This is a genomic window from Actinoplanes sp. NPDC023936 (assembly GCF_040639325.1).
GTDB lineage: Bacteria > Actinomycetota > Actinomycetes > Mycobacteriales > Micromonosporaceae > Actinoplanes.
The window spans coordinates 38,374-56,579 of record NZ_JBEZZR010000050.1 but is presented as its reverse complement, the minus strand read 5'-3'; the positions used below and the strand labels follow the sequence as shown (position 1 = coordinate 56,579).

Annotated in this window: 14 protein-coding genes; 6 read left to right on the top strand and 8 right to left on the bottom strand. The window is 69.7% G+C overall.

Features of this window, described 5'->3' with window-relative positions; genetic code table 11:
* Positions 1-333: 333 nt before the first annotated feature.
* Positions 334-1,644, bottom strand: a complete 1,311-nt coding sequence (locus AB0F72_RS38005; protein WP_360442580.1) for an MFS transporter — start codon at positions 1,642-1,644, stop codon at positions 334-336.
* A 55-nt stretch (positions 1,645-1,699) separates the two neighbouring features.
* On the opposite strand from AB0F72_RS38005, the gene AB0F72_RS38000 reads away from it, so the two are divergent.
* Both AB0F72_RS38000 and AB0F72_RS37995 read left to right on the top strand, forming a co-directional pair.
* The gene (locus AB0F72_RS38000) at positions 1,700-2,746 is read left to right on the top strand and encodes a LacI family DNA-binding transcriptional regulator (protein ID WP_360442577.1); all 1,047 of its coding nucleotides are present in this window, start codon (positions 1,700-1,702) and stop codon (positions 2,744-2,746) included.
* Complete coding sequence (locus AB0F72_RS37995) at positions 2,742-3,659, top strand: nucleoside-diphosphate kinase (protein ID WP_360442585.1); 918 nt, start codon at positions 2,742-2,744, stop codon at positions 3,657-3,659. The genes AB0F72_RS38000 and AB0F72_RS37995 overlap by 5 nt, the downstream gene beginning before the upstream one ends.
* On the opposite strand, the gene AB0F72_RS37990 is transcribed toward AB0F72_RS37995, so the two are convergent.
* The gene (locus AB0F72_RS37990; protein WP_360442574.1) at positions 3,541-4,800 is read right to left on the bottom strand and encodes an acyltransferase; all 1,260 of its coding nucleotides are present in this window, start codon (positions 4,798-4,800) and stop codon (positions 3,541-3,543) included. The genes AB0F72_RS37995 and AB0F72_RS37990 overlap by 119 nt on opposite strands.
* Positions 4,801-5,189: 389 nt before the next feature.
* Here AB0F72_RS37990 and hisB point away from each other — a divergent pair, with 389 nt between their 5' ends.
* The 3 genes from hisB (at position 5,190) to AB0F72_RS37975 (ending at position 9,704) form a co-directional block, all read left to right on the top strand.
* Positions 5,190-5,786: an imidazoleglycerol-phosphate dehydratase HisB gene (gene hisB, locus AB0F72_RS37985; RefSeq protein WP_360442571.1), complete on the top strand. Its 597-nt coding sequence runs from the start codon at positions 5,190-5,192 to the stop codon at positions 5,784-5,786.
* Positions 5,787-5,855: 69 nt separating this feature from the next.
* Positions 5,856-7,175: a histidinol dehydrogenase gene (gene hisD / locus AB0F72_RS37980; protein ID WP_360442568.1), complete on the top strand. Its 1,320-nt coding sequence runs from the start codon at positions 5,856-5,858 to the stop codon at positions 7,173-7,175.
* A gap of 42 nt (positions 7,176-7,217) precedes the next feature.
* Complete coding sequence (locus AB0F72_RS37975; protein ID WP_360442565.1) at positions 7,218-9,704, top strand: tetratricopeptide repeat protein; 2,487 nt, start codon at positions 7,218-7,220, stop codon at positions 9,702-9,704.
* 87 nt (positions 9,705-9,791) lie between these two features.
* On the opposite strand, the gene AB0F72_RS37970 is transcribed toward AB0F72_RS37975, so the two are convergent.
* On the bottom strand, positions 9,792-11,027 hold the full coding sequence (locus AB0F72_RS37970; protein WP_360442562.1) for a hypothetical protein: 1,236 nt from the start codon (positions 11,025-11,027) through the stop codon (positions 9,792-9,794).
* Positions 11,028-11,247: 220 nt separating this feature from the next.
* Here AB0F72_RS37970 and hisC point away from each other — a divergent pair, with 220 nt between their 5' ends.
* Entirely contained in the window at positions 11,248-12,414 is a 1,167-nt protein-coding gene (hisC, locus tag AB0F72_RS37965) for a histidinol-phosphate transaminase (RefSeq protein WP_360442559.1), read from the top strand.
* A 100-nt stretch (positions 12,415-12,514) separates the two neighbouring features.
* Here the strand turns inward: hisC and AB0F72_RS37960 are convergent, their stop codons facing one another.
* From AB0F72_RS37960 to AB0F72_RS37940, 5 genes are all read right to left on the bottom strand, one after another.
* On the bottom strand, positions 12,515-13,018 hold the full coding sequence (locus AB0F72_RS37960; RefSeq protein WP_360442556.1) for a hypothetical protein: 504 nt from the start codon (positions 13,016-13,018) through the stop codon (positions 12,515-12,517).
* 214 nt (positions 13,019-13,232) lie between these two features.
* Positions 13,233-14,597 carry a nitrate/nitrite transporter gene (locus AB0F72_RS37955; RefSeq protein ID WP_360442553.1) on the bottom strand — a complete coding sequence of 455 codons (1,365 nt, stop codon included), beginning with the start codon at positions 14,595-14,597 and terminating at the stop codon, positions 13,233-13,235.
* A gap of 2 nt (positions 14,598-14,599) precedes the next feature.
* Positions 14,600-14,911: a Rieske 2Fe-2S domain-containing protein gene (locus tag AB0F72_RS37950; RefSeq protein WP_360442550.1), complete on the bottom strand. Its 312-nt coding sequence runs from the start codon at positions 14,909-14,911 to the stop codon at positions 14,600-14,602.
* Complete coding sequence (gene nirB / locus AB0F72_RS37945; RefSeq protein WP_360442547.1) at positions 14,908-17,364, bottom strand: nitrite reductase large subunit NirB; 2,457 nt, start codon at positions 17,362-17,364, stop codon at positions 14,908-14,910. Before nirB ends, AB0F72_RS37950 begins: the two co-directional genes overlap by 4 nt.
* Positions 17,365-17,472: 108 nt before the next feature.
* Positions 17,473-18,126, bottom strand: coding sequence for a CbiX/SirB N-terminal domain-containing protein (locus AB0F72_RS37940; RefSeq protein WP_360442544.1), 654 nt, complete (start codon positions 18,124-18,126; stop codon positions 17,473-17,475).
* Positions 18,127-18,206: the final 80 nt, after the last annotated feature.

The following is an 18,206-nucleotide window of genomic DNA, read 5'->3' as shown; positions in this document are numbered from 1 at the left end:
CGGGCTGCGGCCGGGCTGCGGCCGGGGGCGGCCGGGCTGCGGCCGGGGGCGGCCGGGCTGCGGCCGGGCTGCGGCCGGGCTCGGCTGAGGGCGCGAGCCGTAGCCCACGCAGGCTAAACCGCTTGATCACAGCGCTGCGCTACGGCCGACGGGCGCGAGCCGTAGCCCACACAGGCTAAACCGGGCCCGCTTGATCACAGGGCTGAGCTACGGCCGGCGAACCCGAGCCGTAGCCCACACAGGCTAAACCCGCTCGATCACAGGGCTGAGCTACGGCCGGCGAACCCGAGCCGTAGCCGGCGCAGGTTGGGCCCGCTGGGTTACCGGGCTGGGCTACGGCTGGGGAGCACGGCCTGCCGCGCGGGCGTCCTGCCGTGCGGGCGGCTGCGCGGCGGTGCGGGTGATCGGGGCGAGCAGGGCCACCACCGCTGTCAGCGCCACCACCAGCCACAACGCCGAGCTCAGACTGGTCACCGAGGCGAACCCGCCGATCAGCGGTGGACCGGCGATGAAGCCGAGGTATCCGCACGTGGAGACTCCGGCGACGGCGGTGGCCGGGGTGGCGGTTCGCTCCGCCGCGGCCGTGAAGATGACCGGGACGAGGACCGCGAGACCGGCGCCCAGCACGGCGAACCCGGCGAGCGCGGCCCAGGTCTCATCGGCCAGCAGCGCCGCGGCGAGTGCCAGGGTGGCGGTCGCCGCGGCCACCCGGACGGTGCGCACCGGCCCGAACCTGGCGACCACCCGATCACCGACGAGCCGGCCGGCGGTCATGGTCACGCTGAACGCTACGAACCCGGCGCCCGCCAGTCCGGCCGATGCGCCGAGTGAACCGCTGAGATAGACCGCGCTCCAGTCGGCGGCCGCGCCTTCGGCGAGCAGCCCGGCGAACGCCAGCAGCGCGAGCAGAGCCAGCGCCCGATTCCGCAGCAGCGGCCCGACGACGCCCCCGATACCGGAAGCGGGCCCCTCCCCCGGCGCTCCAACATCCGACGGCCCCTGCCCAGGCGCTCCAAGATCCGCCACCCCGATACCCGACGCTCCAAGATCCGGCGCCCCGATACCCGACGCTCCAAGATCGGGCGCGCCGGCGGCGGGCGCCCCGGGATCGGGCACGGGAATGCGCACCACCACCGCGGTCACCACCAGCCCGGCCGCCCCGGCCACCGCCAGATGCGCGGCCACCGGCACGCCCGCGCCGGCCGCCAGCGACCCCAGAAGCGCACCCACCAACCCGCCGGCGCTGAACGCCGCATGGAAACCGGAGAGCACCGGCCGCCCGTACTCTCGCTGAACTCCCAATCCGGCCGCGTTCATCGACACGTCCAGCGAGCCCATCGCCGCACCCCACACGAGCAGCGCGATGAACAGCCACGGCAGCGACGGCGCCACCCCGACCAGCGGCAGCGTCATGGAGAAGCCGACGAGCGCGCACCCCATCACCCGCCCCGCGCCGAACCGCTGCACGAGCAGGCCGGTGAGCAGCATCGATCCTACCGAGCCGAGCGCCGGGGCGAGCAGCGCCAGACCGAGCCGCCCGTCGTCGAGACCGAGCGTCTCCTGGACCGCGGGAATCCGCGGGGTCCAGGTCCCGAAGAGCACACCGTTGGCAGCGAACGCCAGCAGCACCGCGATACGCGCCATGTCGCCTCCCCTGTTTACCGGTAAACAAGGTGAGTTTACCGGTAAACTTCGCAGCATGGCAGTGACTCTGCGCGATGTCGCGAAGGCCTTGGGCGTCTCCCACACGACCGTGTCGAACGCGTACAACCGCCCGGAGAAACTCAGCGACCACCTGCGCCAGAAGATCCTCGGCGCCGCCGAGCGGATGGGCTACCAGGGCCCCGATCCCCTCGCCGCCGGGCTGGTGCGCCGCCAGGCCGGCGCGCTCGGCGTGCTGTTCGACGAGGACCTCGCCTACGCGCTGGCCGACCCGGCGGCGCTGCTGTTCCTGCACGGGGTGGCTCGTGCCGGGCAGGACTCCGCGCTGGCACTCACCCTGCTGCCCGGACCGCGAGCCGGCGGCGACGCGGAACTGGCCGCCCGTACCGCCCTGGTCGACGGCTTCATCGTCTATTCGGTCGCCGCCGGCCATCCCGGTTTCCTGGCGGCCCGCCGCCGCGACATCCCCCTCGTGGTCGTCGACGAGCCCGCGCCACCGCACGGCGACGACTGGATGTACCTCGGCGTCGACGACCGGGGCGGCGCCGCGCAGGCCGCCCGGCACCTGGTGGACCTGGGACATCGCCGGATCGCCGTGCTGGTCGACCGGCTCACGCCGGGTGATCGTCAAGGACCGGTGGACACCGAGCGGCTGGCCGCCACCACCTACCAGGTCGCCCGGGAACGTCTCGCCGGATACCGATCGGTCCTCGGCGACACCCCGGTGATCTGGGAGTGCGGCGGAGGCTCCCCGGAGCACGCCGCCCCGGCCGCCCGCGCGCTGCTGACCGGGACGGACCCTGTCACGGCGGTCCTGGCGATGACCGACGAACTGGCGCGCGGCGTCCTGCGTACCGCCGCGGTCCTGGGTTTCGACGTGCCCGGGGACCTCTCCGTGATCGGCTTCGACGACGTCCCCGAGGCGGCCCGCACCGATCCACCGCTGACCACGGTCCGGCAGCCGCTCGCCGACAAGGGCGTCCACGCCGTCGAGATCCTGACCGGCGCCCGGACCAGCGAACCCGGCGAGCGGCTGCCCGTGCGGCTCGTCACCCGGGCCACCACGGCGCCGCCACCGGATTGACACCGGGCGTCCCTACCATGGGAGTCCCCGACCGCCGACCGAGGAGCCAGCGATAACGGCCTTTCTCCTGCTGAAGCCCGACTGCCTGCGGCTTGGCCTGACCGGCGAGGCCGAGCGGGCGATCATCGAGTCCGGCCTGCGGATCGAGCGGCGGCGGACGCTGGTCCTCTCCCCCGCCGACACGAGGTTCCTCTGGTCGGAGTACACCGACGACGGCCACGTGCTGGCCCGCGCGTTCCTGGACCGCTACCTGACCACCGGTCCGTCCGAGGCGCTGCTGGTCAGCGGCGAGGACGCGTTCGAGAAGGCGCGCCGGGTCAAGCGCCGGCTGCGGTCCCGGCACGCCCTCGGCATGTTCGCCAACGTGGTGCACGCCGCCGAGAGCCCGGACGAGCTCACCCGGCAGCGGGGTTACCTGTTCGACGGGGTGACCGGCGCGACGGCGGCGCGGCACCGGCCGAAGGGCATGGATTTCCGCACCGTGTTCGACGTGCCGCGGCTCGTCGAGGACCTCTGGCCGATGCTCCAGGACGACCTGCCCGCGCCGCCGCCGTTCCCGTTGGACGGATCCGGCGAGTCGCTTCTGGTCCTCGGCGGCGACCGCGATCACACGCTCGACTCGACGGTGTCGGCGATCTGGCGGGCACTGCCCGGTGTGGACCCGGCCCATGCCGTTCTGCTGGCCCTCTACGCGGACCGGACCGGCGGCTTCCCGATCGCGAAGGGAAACCGCCGGTCCGTGGCCCGCGGTCACCGTGCCCTGGTCAGGCACGGGATCCGGTACTGCTGGCAGGTCAGCGCCGACGAGGTGGGGCGCCCACCGGCACCGCGGCCCGGCCACTCGGCGCTCCCGGCCGGGTCGGCCGCGCCGGGACCGGCTGCAACGGCATCGGCGCCACCACCGTCGCGGTGAGATCGGGCTTCGACGCCGCCGGTTCGTTGACCGCAGCCGGACCGACGACCGCAGCCGGACCGGCAACCGCAGCCGGGCCGGAATTCGGCCACGGCAGGAAACGCAGCCTCTTGCGGGCGGCGAGATCCTCCACCCAGCCGAGGATCAGCACCGCGTTGACGAGCAGGACCAGCGCGATCGTCACGTACCCGATCTCGAAGAACCGCCCGAGCCGCCACACCTCCAGAGCGTCGCCGATCGGGTAGCAGAGCGCGATCGCGATGTTGTTCCACAGATAGATCGTCACGGCCCGCGCGTTGATCATCGTGACCCAGCCGTCGAGGCCGCGCCGCTTCGTCAGCCACGTCATGGCCGGCGACCAGCGCAGCAGGAACAGCACGAAACCGGCGTTGTAGACCGCGTACGCCACCGGGATCTCCTTGATCCCACCGGCGTCCGGGTGCGCCCAGCTCCACGCGAGGCCACCCGTGACGAGAGCCGCACCGAGCACCGTGACCAGCAGCCCCGGGATCTTCTTCAGTGAACCGTCCCGATGCGCGAAGCCGATCATCCAGCAGGACGCGTACATCAGGATGTTCGTCGCCACCTCCTGGTAGTTCTCGTTCGCCGGCCAGATCGGGTGGACGCTGAGCGCCAGCAACACGACGATCGGCGCCACGATCGCGGCGAGCCGCGCCCTGCGGTACAGCCAGATCATGATCGGCGAGAGCGCCACCAGCCACAGGTAGGTCACCAGGTACCAGAGCACCTCGGCGGCCTGCATGCCGAAGCTGCTGGACGGCGGGTCGACGAACGGCACGATCCAGGCGACGAGGTGCCACAGCGGCGGGCGTTCCTCCCACCCGTACAGGAACATCGCCGGAACCAAGACCGCCGCCAGGACCCAATAGGCCGGCAGCAGGCGCCGCAGGCGGCCGCGCATCACCGTGATCGCCGAGGGCGAGCGATCAAGGGAGTTCGCCATCAGCGAGCCGGCCAGAGCGAACATCACGCCCATCGATGGGAATGCCAGCTCCAGCAGAGCGTAGGGGAACATGTGGAAGACCGACACGCGGACGATCGCCAGCACGCGCAGCAGGTCGAAATACCGATCCCGGCGCTTCGCGACCGGTCCAGCTTCGGCCGGTCCGGTTTCGATCATGACGCCTCCCCGAGGACACACGGAGGCATCCCGGCCGCCCGGTCACCCCGGCGGCCCGCACGAACCGCAGCGTCACGCTAGGACCGCACCTTGGGCATACGCTGTGCGATCCCTGTCGGGCACCCAAGTTCACCGTCAACCGCTTGCGAGGGTACGGGCCATCGCGCCCTCCACTCCCCCAAGAACGCCAACCCTCCCACGCATCGCCCGATGGACATTGACGTGCTTCCATCACAAATGACCATCAACGACACCAGAAGATCCTTTCCGTGCGCGCATCGGAGAACGCGGCGGAAACTGTGGATGATCGGCCGGTCCGGGTATTGCGGATGCAGCGGGGAGGGAGTGGTCGGATACCCTGAGCCGAACTGACGAGAAGGGGACATCAGGTGAACTATTCTCGCGTCGGCCGCGTCGAGCGAACGACCAAAGAATCGAATGTGCTGGTCGAACTTGATATTGATGGCAGCGGAAAAGTCGACGTGTCGACCGGTGTGGGTTTCTTCGATCACATGCTGAGCCAGCTCGGGAAGCACGGTCTGATGGACCTGACCGTCAAGACCGAGGGCGACCTCCACATCGACTCGCACCACACCGTCGAGGACACCGCGCTCGCTCTCGGGGAGGCGCTCCGGCAGGCGCTCGGCTCGAAGGAGGGCATCCGGCGGTTCGGCCACGCCTGGGTCCCGCTGGACGAGGCGCTGGCACAGGCCACGGTGGATCTCTCCGGCCGGCCGTACGTGATCCACAGTGAGCCCGAGCGGATGGCGCCGATGATCGGCTCCTACGACACGACCCTCACCCGCCACGTCATCGAGTCGATCGTCGCCAAGGCGCAGATCTGCATCCACCTGCAGGTGCCCTACGGACGCAACGCCCACCACATCGTCGAGGCCCAGTTCAAAGCGCTCGCCCAGGCGATGCGGGACGCGTGCGCCTTCGACCCGCGCGTCGTGGGCGTGCCCAGCACCAAGGGCATCCTGTAACCGGACGCAATCCGACCATGAAAATCAGCCGACCATGAGAGATCTGCCGACCATGGGAATCAGCCGACCATGAGAATCAACCGTTTCGACCTCGCGACAATGGGTCCCGCGGACCAGGAACGCCTGATGCGCCGCGCGGAGGTGGACATCGAGGCGGTCGACGCCGATGTCCGCCGGATCGTCGATGACGTGCGCCGCGGCGGCGATCAGGCTCTCGCCGAGCTCGCCGAGCGTTTCGACGGGGTCCGCCTCGATCCCGGCGCGCTCGCCGCCGGCCCGGACGAGTTCGCCAGGGCGGAACGCGAGATTCCGCCGGAGCTGGCCGCCGCCATGGAGAAGGCGGTGGCCCGGGTCCGCCGTCACCATGAGGCCCAGCTTCCGCCCGCCACCTGGATGATCGAGCCGACCCCGGGCGTGATGACCGGCGAGCGCGTGACGCCGATCGAGTCCGTGGGCCTCTACGTTCCCCGCGGCAAGGGCGCGTTCCCCTCGGTGATGATGATGCTGGCCGTCCCGGCGGTCCTCGCCGGCGTCGAGACCATCGTGGTCTGCACGCCGCCCGGGCCGGACGGCTCCGTCGACGCCGCCTCCCTGGTGATGGCCCGGATGTGCGGGGTGACGTCGGTCATGAAGGCCGGCGGCGCCCAGGCGATCGCCGCGCTCGCCTACGGGACGGCGACGGTGCCCCGGGTCCGCAAGATCGTCGGACCCGGCAACCCGTACGTCGCGGCGGCCAAACGCCTGGTCTACGGCGTCGTCGATCCCGGGCTCCCGGCCGGCCCCAGCGAATCGATCGTCCTCTGTGACGAGACCGCCGACCCGGTGCTGGCCGCGCACGAGGTGATCGTCGAGGCGGAACACGGCCCGGACTCCGCCGCCCTGGTGGTCACGTCCTCGCCCGCCCTGGCCGACGCGATCGCCAAGGTGATGGTCGACCTGGTCGCCGAGCTCCCGTCCCCGCGTCGCGAATTCTGCGAGAAAGTCTTCTCCGGGTACGGCGGCATCGTCGTCACACCGGATCTCACCGCCTCGATCGCATTCGTCAATCGGTATGCTCCCGAGCATCTGCGGGTGCTCGTCAGTGATCCATTCTCGGTGCTGAACAAAATCCGCAATGCCGGGGAGGTTCTGCTCGGCGAGAACGCCTCGATCCCCTACGGCAACTTCACGCTCGGCGTCAACGCCATCCTGCCGACCGGTGGACACGCCAAGTCATACTCCGGGGTAAGCGTTCACGATTTCTTGAAGAGATCTTCCTTCTGTTATGTGACTCCGGAAGGGGCACGGACGGTCGGCGACGTCGCCGTGGCTCTGGCCGAGTACGAGGGGTTTCCCGCGCATGCACGTGCCGCGCGCTTCGCCATGGATCGCTCGGCGGAGTCGCACTAGCGGCGGACGGCATCAGCGGACCACAGCGACGGGGAGGGCGATGTGCGTAAGCGATCCATATTCACGCTGGCCGCGTTGCCGATCGTCCTCTTCCTGCTGCTGCCCGTCGCCGGAAACATCGCGGCCACGCGCGTGCCGGCCTGGCTGGAGCCGTACCTCTGGCTCTCGTGGCCGCTGACCCTGCTCCTCGCCGTCCCCGCCGTGGTGAGCGAGGTGCGGAACCAGCGGATCCGGCACATGATCGACCGGCTGAGCGGCAGCGATGGCAGCGGCAGCCGCACGGCCGACGTGCCCATCCCGCGCAACCTGCCCCGGGACATCCCCGACTTCACCGGCCGGCAGGACCGCGTCGACGCGATAGTGGAGCACCTGGGCGCGTCCGCGGACGCGTCCACCGTCACCATCGCGACGATCCACGGGATGCCGGGCGTCGGCAAGACGACGCTGGCCGTGCACGCCGCCCACCGGGCCGAGAACCTGTTCCCCGACGGCCAGCTCTTCGTCGATCTCCGTGGCTTCGCCGCCGGCGTCGCCGCGGCCGAGCCGATGAGCGCCCTGGAGAACCTCCTCCAGCAACTCGGGGTGCCGGTCGCCACGATGCCGGCCACGCTCGACGAACGGGTGGCGGCCTACCGGACCCGGGTCGCCGGCCGGCGATTGCTCATCGTGCTGGACAACGCGCGCAGCGAGAACCAGATCCGTCCGCTGCTCCCCGGATCGCCCGGCGCCGCGGTGATCATCACCAGCCGGGTCCACCTCGGCGGCATCGAGGGCGCCATGCAGGTGCCGCTCGACGTCATGCCGGAGGCCGAGGCGTGCGACCTGCTGACCAAGATCGTCGGCAGGGATCGGGTCGCCGACCAGCGCGGCGACGTCACCGAGATCGCGTCGTTGTGCGGTCATCTCCCGCTCGCCATCCGCCTGACCGGCGCCCGCATGGTGAGCCGGCCCCGGTGGTCGGCGGCCGGACTCGCCGAGCGCCTGCGGTCGGTACGCCAGCGGCTCGAGCACTTCCGCTCCGGCGACATGAGCGTGGTGGCCGCGTTCGCGCTCTCCTACGAGAACCTCCGGCCGGAGGTCCAGCAGGTCTTCCGCGCCATGGGCCTCGGCCCGGGCGGCAACCTCGGCGCGCCGGCCATCGCCGCCCTGGCCGGCATGCCGGTGGCCGATGCCGAGGCGATCCTGGAGGAACTGATCGACGTCCATCTCGTGGAGGAGCCGTCCGACGGCCACTACGGGATGCACGACCTCCTCCGCCAGCACGCCCGCGACGTCGCCGTCCGGATCGACCGGCCCGGCGACCTGCGTGCCGCCCAGATCCGGCTGCTCACCCACTACCTGGCCCGCGCGGCGCCGGCCAGCGCGATCCTCGATCCCACCTGCCGGCCGATCACCATGCCCGGCAACCTGACCGCCGACGTGCCCCCGTGCGGCTCGTACGACGAGGCCCTGAAGTGGTTCGAGGTCGAGCGGCGCAACCTGGTGGCCGCGGTCAAGCTGGCCGACGAGCTGAAGGCCGACGAGTTCGTCTGGCGGCTCACCATGGCGCTGCACCCGTACTTCCTGCTGCGCGGTTACACCGACGACTGGGTGGCGACCGGCGAACTGGCGATCCAGGCCGCTCGCCGGCTCGGCAACGTCACCGCGGAGGCCGACGTCCGGCAGTCGCTCGGGGTGGCATGCCGGCGGCTGGGGCGGCCCACGGAGGCGGTCGAGCACCACGAGCAGGCGCTCTCCGGTTATCAGCGGGGCAACGACAAGAGCGGCGAGATGAGCGCGCTCACCCAGCTCGGCATCGCGTACCGCCGCCTCGGCCGGTACTCCGCCGCGCTCGACGTGCAGCGCAAGGCGGTCGCGCTGCACGACGAGCTGCGGGATCCGTCCGGCGAGGCGGCGACACTGACCAACCTCGGCCTCGTCTACCAGCGGCTCGGCCGGTACGACGACTCTCTCCGATGCCACGAACGGGCCCGGACCATCGCCGGCAACATCCCGGAACGGCACTGCGAGGCGATGGCGAACACCAACATCGGGATCGTGTACGAGCGGACCAACCGGCTCGAGGACGCCCTGAACAGTCACCAGGCGGCCCTGACGATCGCCAAGGAGATCGGCGACCGGCACGTCGAGGGTCACACGATGAACAACATCGGCATCGTCCTGCGGCGCATCGGGCGTCATGACGAGGCCCTGGACTACCACCACCGGGGGCTGGAGCTGCTCCGGAAGACCGGCAGCCGCGGCGACGAGTGCGAGGCGCTCACCGACATCGGTCACGCGTACCGCGAGGTGGGCCAGGACGGCGCGGCGCTGGAGAGCTTCGACATCGCGTACGACGTGGCCCGGCACATCGGCGACCGTTATCTGGAGGCGCGGGCGTTGCAGGGCCGGGCGCGGACCGTGCGGCACCGGGACCGGGCCACCGCCGACCGCGACCATCGGGCGGCGGTGGCGATCTTCAGTGAGCTGCAGGTGCCGGAGGCCGAGGAGCCCCTCGACCCGGACCCGGACCCGGCGCCCCGCCACTGACGGCCCGGCACAGCCCGGCCCGGCCCGTCACAGTTCGGCCCGTCACAGCTCAGCCCGTCACAGCTCAGCCCGTCACAGCCCAGCCTGTCACAGTGAAGCCTCGACCTCGTCGAGACAACTGTCGAGCAGGCTGCGCGGGTCGCCGCTCTCCGCGCCCATCTCGATCGCCTGCGAGAAGCCGAGCAGGGCGATGGCGGGCGGGAAGGCCGCGCCGTCCGCCAGGTTCTTGGTGAGCAGCGGGCAGCAGAAGAGCGCCGATTTCAGCCGGCGGCGCCAGTCGTCCGGCAGCCATCCACGATCGCTCAGTTCGCGGACCAGCGGAGCGAGCGTTTCGGTCATCTTGCTGCGCAGGAACATCAGCCGCAGGTCGGGCAGGCGGTAGTCGTGGGTCACCGAGATGACGGAATCGGTGATCGTCACGTCGATCGTCAGCTCGTCCGCCTTGGCCTGCGGGTAGTACATCCACATGGCGAACGTGTTGTGGAAGAGCGGTTTCGCCAGATCGAGGAAGGGATCGTGCAGGCCCCCGAACGCCGGATCGAAGTAGAGGAGCCGCCGTTCCTGCTCGAAGAAGAAGAGATTGCCGTTGTGCGCGTCGCCGTGACCCACCACCGCCGGGCCGGACCGCCCGGGCTGGAGCAGCTCACCGGCCTCGGCGATGAGCTCGTTCAGCGTCTTGTCGTACCGGCTGTTGTTGATCACCCAGTGCTTGTCCAGCAGGTCGGGTATGCCGATGCGCGCACCGGGGAAGAGCACTGTCGCCTGCTCCGGATAGTACGACGCGAAGCGCGCGCCGGTGAGGCGATGGTGGAACAGCTGGTGCACCGGCGCCGCCTCGGCGGACGTCGATTCCTGCCATTGGAGGGTCCGCGCGTAGATCTCGGTCAGGTGCCTGTCGCACTCGCGTTGCGCGACGGTCATAGCCTCGGCCGTCTCGGGACCGGCCGCCCCGGTCTCGATCTGCCACGCGACGTCGAACACCGACGGCTGCTCGACGACCTCGTAGATCAGGAGCTGGTGCCCGGCCTCGATGGAACTGAAGACCGGTTCCAGCATCGAGTACCCGACCTTCAGCAACAGGGCGGAATTGTAGAACTCGCTGATCACCGCGTTCGGCTCGGTGTGTGTCTTGAAGAACATCCGATGACCGTCGGCCAGGGTGACGAAGCCGTTGAAGGAGTTCAATGAAACGGCGAGCGGCCGGAGTTCGACGGCGGAGACCTCGAGCGGAAACGTCTCGGCGATGAAATCGCGTAACAGACCCTCGGCAGCCGCCTTGTCGGTGTGCTGCAACCGCTGAATCTCCACGAGCACGTCAGTCATGCGCACCTCCCGCACAGGGTCCTGTTATCAGATTGACAGGCCGTCATCGGCAGAACACTTCCAACCCACAGGGTGGAACGTGCTGCCGGCTCCCCTCCCCCGGGCCGCGCACCTCCTTCGACAATACGCCTCGCGCACACCTCAGGCCGATTCCCTGACTGATCATCCACTCCGCTTCCCACTTCCCGGGCATTGACGCCGGACGTTTTCCCTCTGGAGCATGGAGACACCGACCACTGTCGAGACCAACGACCGGGGCGAGGATCCCGACTCGCTCGCGAGGCCCCGAGGGGAAGTGACCGTGGACGAGATCGCCCAGCTGTGCCGGCCCGAGATCTATGCCATGAAGCCCTACAGTTCAGCGCGAACGGAGAGCGGCCCGGGCGTGCACGTCCTCCTGGACGCCAACGAGAATCCCTATCCGCCGTACCCGTCCACCGCCGACGTGGCGGGCTTCAACCGGTACCCGGACCCGCAGCCCGCCGTGCTGCTGGACGGTTTCGCCGATCTCTACTCGGTCGCCCGGGAGAGCCTGTTCCTCTCCCGGGGCGCTGACGAGGCGATCGATCTGATGGTCCGTGCCTTCTGCGCGGCCGGCGCCGACGGCATCCTGATCACGCCGCCGACGTTCGTCATGTACGAGACCGCCGCCGAGATCCAGGGCGCGGCCGTGCGACGGGTGCCACTGCGCGGCGCGGACTTCCAGCTCGATCTGCCCGCGATTCTCGCCGCGCTGGCCGGCGACCCGAGCATCAAGATCGTGTTTCTGTGCTCGCCGAACAATCCGACGTCCAACCTGATGCACCGCAACGACGTCCTGCGACTGTGCGCGCAGAGCTTCGGCCGGGCTCTCGTGGTCGTCGACGAGTTGTACGTGGACTACTCCCGGACCCCCTCGATCGCCGCCGAACTCGGCGATCATCCGAACCTGGTGGTCCTGCGGTCGATGTCGAAGGAGTACAGCCTCGCCGGCGAACGCATCGGCGTCACCATCGCCCACCCGGAGGTCGTGCGGATCCTGCTGCGCATCATGGCGCCGTACTCGCTCACCGCGTCGTCGGTACGGGCCGCGGCCGCCGTGCTCTCCGCCGAGGGTCTCGCCCACGGCCGGGCGAACATCGACCGGGTGCTCGCCGAACGGGATCGCGTGGCGCTCATGCTCAAGCGCTCGCCGCTGGTCCTCGAGATCTTCCCGAGCGACGCGAACTTCCTCCTGGTCCGGACGAGCGACGCGAGCGCGATCTGCCGGCATCTCGAGCAGGCCGGCATCCGCATCCGGGACCGCAGCGGCCTCGTCGACGGCGCCGTCCGCATCTCGATCGGCGTGCCGGAGGAGAACGACGCCATGCTGACCGCGCTGGCGGACTACGCGTCGCGCCTGCGGTAGACGTCCCGGAGTTCGCCTCGTTCGGAGCCCGGTGGGGGGCGGAACGGCCGAGGGCCGCACCCCGGGCAGGAGCGGGTGCGGCCGACGGACGTGCGTGGAGCTAGCCGCGCCGGAAGCCGCCGTCGTCGTCGAGATCGCGGAAGCCGCCGGGGCCACCAGGGCCGCCGGGACCAGCGAGGCCACCCGGACCGCCCGGACCGCCGGGACCGCGCAGACCACCCGGACCGCCGGGACCGCGGTGGTCGTGGTCCCAGCCGAAGTAGACCTTCAGGGCCCACCCACCACGGTGGAAACCGCCGACCGGGATGCACCGGTACCGGTCCCAGCGCTCCTGCCAGACGCCGGCCCGGCCGACCCGGTGGCAGGTCCGCGGGCTGCGGTAGACGTCGTAGATCCGGTCCCTGCGCCGGTGCTCCTGCTGCGGGACCGCCGGCTTCGAGACCCGGGCCGACGAGCCGGCCACCGAACCGCCGGACGATGCCGAACCGCCGGACGATGCCGAACCGCCGGACGATGGGGAGGCCGCCGCCGGGCCGGTGGCCATTGTCGCGCCGGTTGCCACGGCCACGCCCGTGACGACGAGCGCGCGTGTCAACTTGTTCATGGGATCACCTTTCCACAAGAAAGGGCTTTATCGGACAAACGCCATCATATGGTCGAGCCCGATGACGGCATGCCGACACGCGACCACGATCGAGTGGTCTTGCGATGCCAATGAATGCGTGACGGCCACGCCGCTTCTGTGGAAGGGGAACGCTCAGCCCGTACCGGAAAAAAGGCCCGGACGCGCTGAGCGCGCCCGGGCCGATCAGGGTGAGTCAGACGGCGATCTTCGTGCGGGCTGCCGGGCGCAGGTAGACCGCCCAGGTGACCAGCACGCACAGGGCGTAGAAGGCGATGAACGCGATGTACGCGGCGTCGGCGTCCTGGTAGGTCAGGAACGACTGACGGAACGCCAGGTTGACCAGCACGCCGCCGACCGCGCCGATCGCGCCGGCGATGCCGATGACCGCGCCCGAGATCCGGCGGGACTGGTGCTCGTCGGTGGCGTACTTCTGGCGGAAGATCGCCGGGATCATCTTGTAGGTGGACCCGTTGCCAAGGCCGCTGAGGATGAAGAGCGAGATGAAGCCGACCAGGTAGAGCGGCAGGGACCGCTGCTGCGACGCGATCAGCACGATCGACGCGCCGATCGCCATCGCGATGAAGTTGACGAACGTGACGCGGGCGCCGCCGAGACGGTCGGCGAGAGCGCCGCCGAGCGGGCGGATCAGCGAGCCGAGCAGCGGGCCGAGGAAGGTCAGGTACGCGGCCTTGATCGGGGTGTTGAACTGCTCGGCGAACTGCACCTGGAGCACCTGGCCGAACGCGAAGCCGAAGCCGATGAACGAGCCGAACGTGCCGATGTAGAGCAGCGACATGATCCAGGTGTGCGACTCCTTGGCGGCGTCGCGCATCCCGTGCTTCTCGTTGCGGGCCTGGGAGAGGTTGTCCATCCAGAGCGCCGAGGCGACCGCCGCGATCACGATGAACGGGATGTAGATGCCGGCCACGATGCCGGGGCTGTCCGCGCCGAAGACCGCCAGGACGAAGAGGCCGACCAGCTGGGCGACAGCGACGCCGAGGTTGCCGCCGCCGGCGTTGATGCCGAGCGCCCAGCCCTTGAGCCGGTCCGGGTAGAAGGCGTTGATGTTCGCCATCGAGGAGGCGAAGTTGCCGCCGCCGACGCCGGCCAGCGCGCCGAGCAGCAGCAGCGTCTCGAACGAGACACCCGGCTTGATCAGGAAGGCCGCCGCGACCGACGGGATGAGCAGCAGCGACGCGCTGATCACCGTCCAGTTCCGGCCGCCGAACTTCGCCACCGCGAACGTGTACGGGATCCGCAGGCCCGCGCCGACCAGGGCCGGGACCGCGGTGAGCAGGAACTTCTGTGCCGGGTCGATGCCGTAGGCGGGTCCGAGGAACAGCACCAGCACGGACCACAGCGTCCATACCGAGAAGCCGATGTGCTCGGAGAAGATCGAGATGACCAGGTTGCGCTTGGCGATCGCCGAGCCGCCGTTGTCCCAGAAATCGCGGTCCTCGGGACGCCAGTCGTCGATCCAGTGGCCCTTGACGCTCCTCGCCGCAGGTCTCGCTTCGACCGTTGCCGACTTTTCCTGCTGTTCGGACAAAAGGGTCATATCTACTCTCCCAGAACGATCAGATCGCCGTCCGCCCGGACCGGGTAGACGTTGATCGAGGGCTGGCCGGACTGGGAACACCCGGTGGCGAGGTCCCAGGAGAACAGGTGGAGCGGGCAGACGACGACCTTGTTGTCGATCTGCCCATCCGCGAGCGGGCCGCCCTTGTGCGGGCAGACCGCCGACACCGCGCGCAGGGAGCCGTCGCGCAGGCGGAAGACCGCGATCATTTCGCCCTCGACGGCGTAGGAACGTCCTTCGCCGAGCGGGATGTCGTTGACCGAGCCGAGAACCACAGCCGATTTGATGGTCATGAGCGCACCGGAACCTGAGGGAGAACGGTCAGCGGAAGAGAGGTACGGAACTGGCCGGGCGTGGCCGGTTCGGCCCGCTCCTTCCAGGGGTCCTTGTAGGCCTGCACGGCTTCCTCGACGGCGGCGTCCAAGGCGGCGGCGATCCCGTCGGAGTCCTCGACGACGATCTCCCGGATCCGGTCGACGCCGATCCGCGGCACGAACGAGTACGTCCGCTCCAGCCAGTTGGCGTTCTCCCGGTAGTACTGCAGGAACCGGCCGGTCAGGCGGATCACTTCCTCGGCCGAGTCCACCGTGGTGAGCAGATCACCCTTGCGGATGTGGGCGCCGGCCGCGCCGCCGACGTAGATCTCCCACTTGCCGCCGTCGATCGCGACGACACCCAGGTCCTTCACGTACGCCTCGGCGCAGTTACGCGGGCATCCGGTGACCGCGAGCTTCATCTTGCCGGGGCCCTCCAGACCCTGGTACCGCTCCTCGAGGGCGATGCCGAGGGCCGTCGAGTCGCCGACGCCGAACCGGCAGAAGTCCGAGCCGACACACGTCTTCACGGTGCGGAAGCTCTTCGCGTACGCGTACCCGGACGGCATGTCCAGGTCCGCCCACATGGCCGGCAGCTTCTCCTTCGGCACGCCGAGCAGGTCGATCCGCTGGCCGCCGGTGAGCTTCACCATCGGCACGTCGTACTTCTCGGCCACCTCGGCGATCTTGCGAAGCTGGGCCGGGGTGGTGACGCCGCCCTTCATCTGCGGAACCACCGAGAACGTGCCGTCGCGCTGGATGTTGCCGTGCACCCGGTCGTTGATGAAGCGGGCGTCGCGCTCGTCGACGTACTCGTCGGCCCACATCATCTTGAGCAGGCTGGCCAGGCCCATCTTGCTCTTGGCGTCGTGCTCGCCGCCGGGCACCAGCTTGTCGAAGACGCTGGAGACGCTCTTGAGCTCGTACTTGCGGATCGCCGCCATCAGCTCCGGCTTCGGCATCGGGACGCCGGGGACGTACCAGGACGCCGCCGGGTCCTCCTCGGCCGCGCCGCCGTTGGCCCACTCGACGATGCGCTGCACCAGCGGCTTGCAGGTGCCGCAGCCCTTGCCGGCCCGGGTCTTGTCCATCACGCCGCTGACGGTCTTGCAGCCGTCGGCGACGACGCCGCAGATCGCGCCCTTGCTGACGCCGTTGCAGTTGCAGACCTGCGCGTCGTCCGGCATCTCCTCGGCGGACTCCTCGGCCGCGCCGCCGATGTCGAAGATCAGCTCGGCGCGTTCCTCCGGCAGCGCGGTTCCCCGGTCGAACGCCTGGATCAGCGACGCCGCCTTGCTGTTGTCGCCCACCAGCACCGCGCCGACCAGCACGTCGTCGCGGATGATCAGTTGCTTGTAGACGCCCTTCTTCGGCTCGTTGTAGACGACCACCTCATCGGTGTCGTGCTCCGGGGCGATCAGGCCCATCGAGGCGACGTCGATGCCGGCGACCTTCAGCTTGGTGTGCAGCTTCGAGCCGGTGTAGGCCACGCCGGTCGTGCCGGTGATGTGGTCGGCCAGCACCTTCGCCTGGTCCCACAGCGGCGCGACCAGGCCGTAGAGGTTGCCGCGGTGCTGGGCGCACTCGCCGACCGAGTAGATGTCCTGCTCACCCTCGACCCGCATCTGGTCGTCGACCACGATGCCGCGCTCGACCGGCAGGCCGCTGTTCGCCACCATCTCGGTGTTCGGCCGGATGCCGGCGGCGATCACCACCACGTCGCAGTCGATGACCCGGCCGTCGGCGAGCTTGACCCCGGTGACCCGGTCCTTGCCGAGGATCTCGGTGGTCATCGCGTTGGTGATCACCTCGATGCCGAGCTTGCCCTCGACGCTGGCCTGCAGCATCGCTCCGGCCTTCGGGTCGAGTTGCCGCTCCATCAGGTGGCCCATCGCGTGCAGCAGGGTCACGTGGCTGACGTGGTTCTGCAGGCCGCGGGCCGCCTCCAGGCCGAGCAGGCCGCCGCCGATCACCACGGCGCGCTCGTGGTCCCGGGCGTAGCGGATCATGCCGCGGGTGTCGTCGAGCGTCCGGAACGCGAAGACGCCCTGGTGGTAGCCGCGCTTCGGGTTGTGCACGTTCTTCATCGGCGGCGTCCACGAGTAGCTGCCGGTCGCGATGATGAGCTTGTCGTAGGGGGTCTTGCTGCCGTCGTCCCCGTAGACGACCTTGGAGACCTTGTCGATTTTCTCGATCTTCACGCCGGCGTTCAGCGTGATCCCGTTCTCCTGGTACCAGGCCAGGTCGTTCAGGAAGATCCCGTCCTCGGTCTCCACGCCCGCGAGGAGGTTGGAGAGCATGATCCGGTTGTAGTTGCCGTACGGCTCGTCACCGAACATCGTCACGGTGAAGTCGCCGTTCCGGGCGAGGATCTCCTCGACCGTCCGCGCGCCTGCCATGCCGTTGCCGATGACGACAAGTCGCTGAGTCATCGAGTTGAGTCCTTCCCGTCGCGGCTGTTCCGCCGTTACGGGAAGTAGCTTCTCGGCCGCCCGTTAACCCCGAAGACGCGTTGTGGTGACGCTGTTGTCAGGAATTCCCTACAACGCTCCGGCCAGCGTTGTGAGCCGCGCGTGATCGAAGCGTCGCAGGATCAGATCGACGACGGCCGCGTCGTGGCACAGCGGAGGCGTCACCGAATCCGCCCCTGAGCTGTGCAGAGAGCGGTAGAAAAGACCGTCCGCCAGCAGGTAGGCGGCGACGCTGACGGTCCTCGCCCCGTCCCTGCGCAGCCGCGCGACCACATCGGCCACGCGCGGCCCGCTCCCCGACGTGTAACCGATCTCCGCGTTCAGCCGCGCCGCGACGTTCTCCACATCGGCACGCCACAGCGGATCCGACGACCCGGCCGCCGCAAGCACCACCGCATCGGCGTCCGGCAGATTGCGCGCCATGCTGTCCAGCAGGATCGAATCCGGTCCGAGCGGACCGGCCACGGGAAAATTCGTCCCCGCCACGGCCTCCGCGATATCCACCCGCACGTGGTATCCGCAGGAGAGCAGAAGCGGCACGACGACCGCGTTCCGCACCGTCGGGATCACGTCGGCGACCTTGGGTTCCTGCACGTCGACGTAGCACAGCCGGACGTCCAGGCCGGGCCGCCGCCGCGCCACCGCACGGGCGAGATCCTCGATCTGACGCCGGCCGGAGGGGGAACGGGTGCCGTGCGCGACGGCGATGAGCGTTTCGGTCACGAGACTTCTCCTTGCGCGCGGATGCGGACGGCCCGGCAAGGCATCAGGCACATTTCGGTACGGGGATTCGCAGGCTCCCG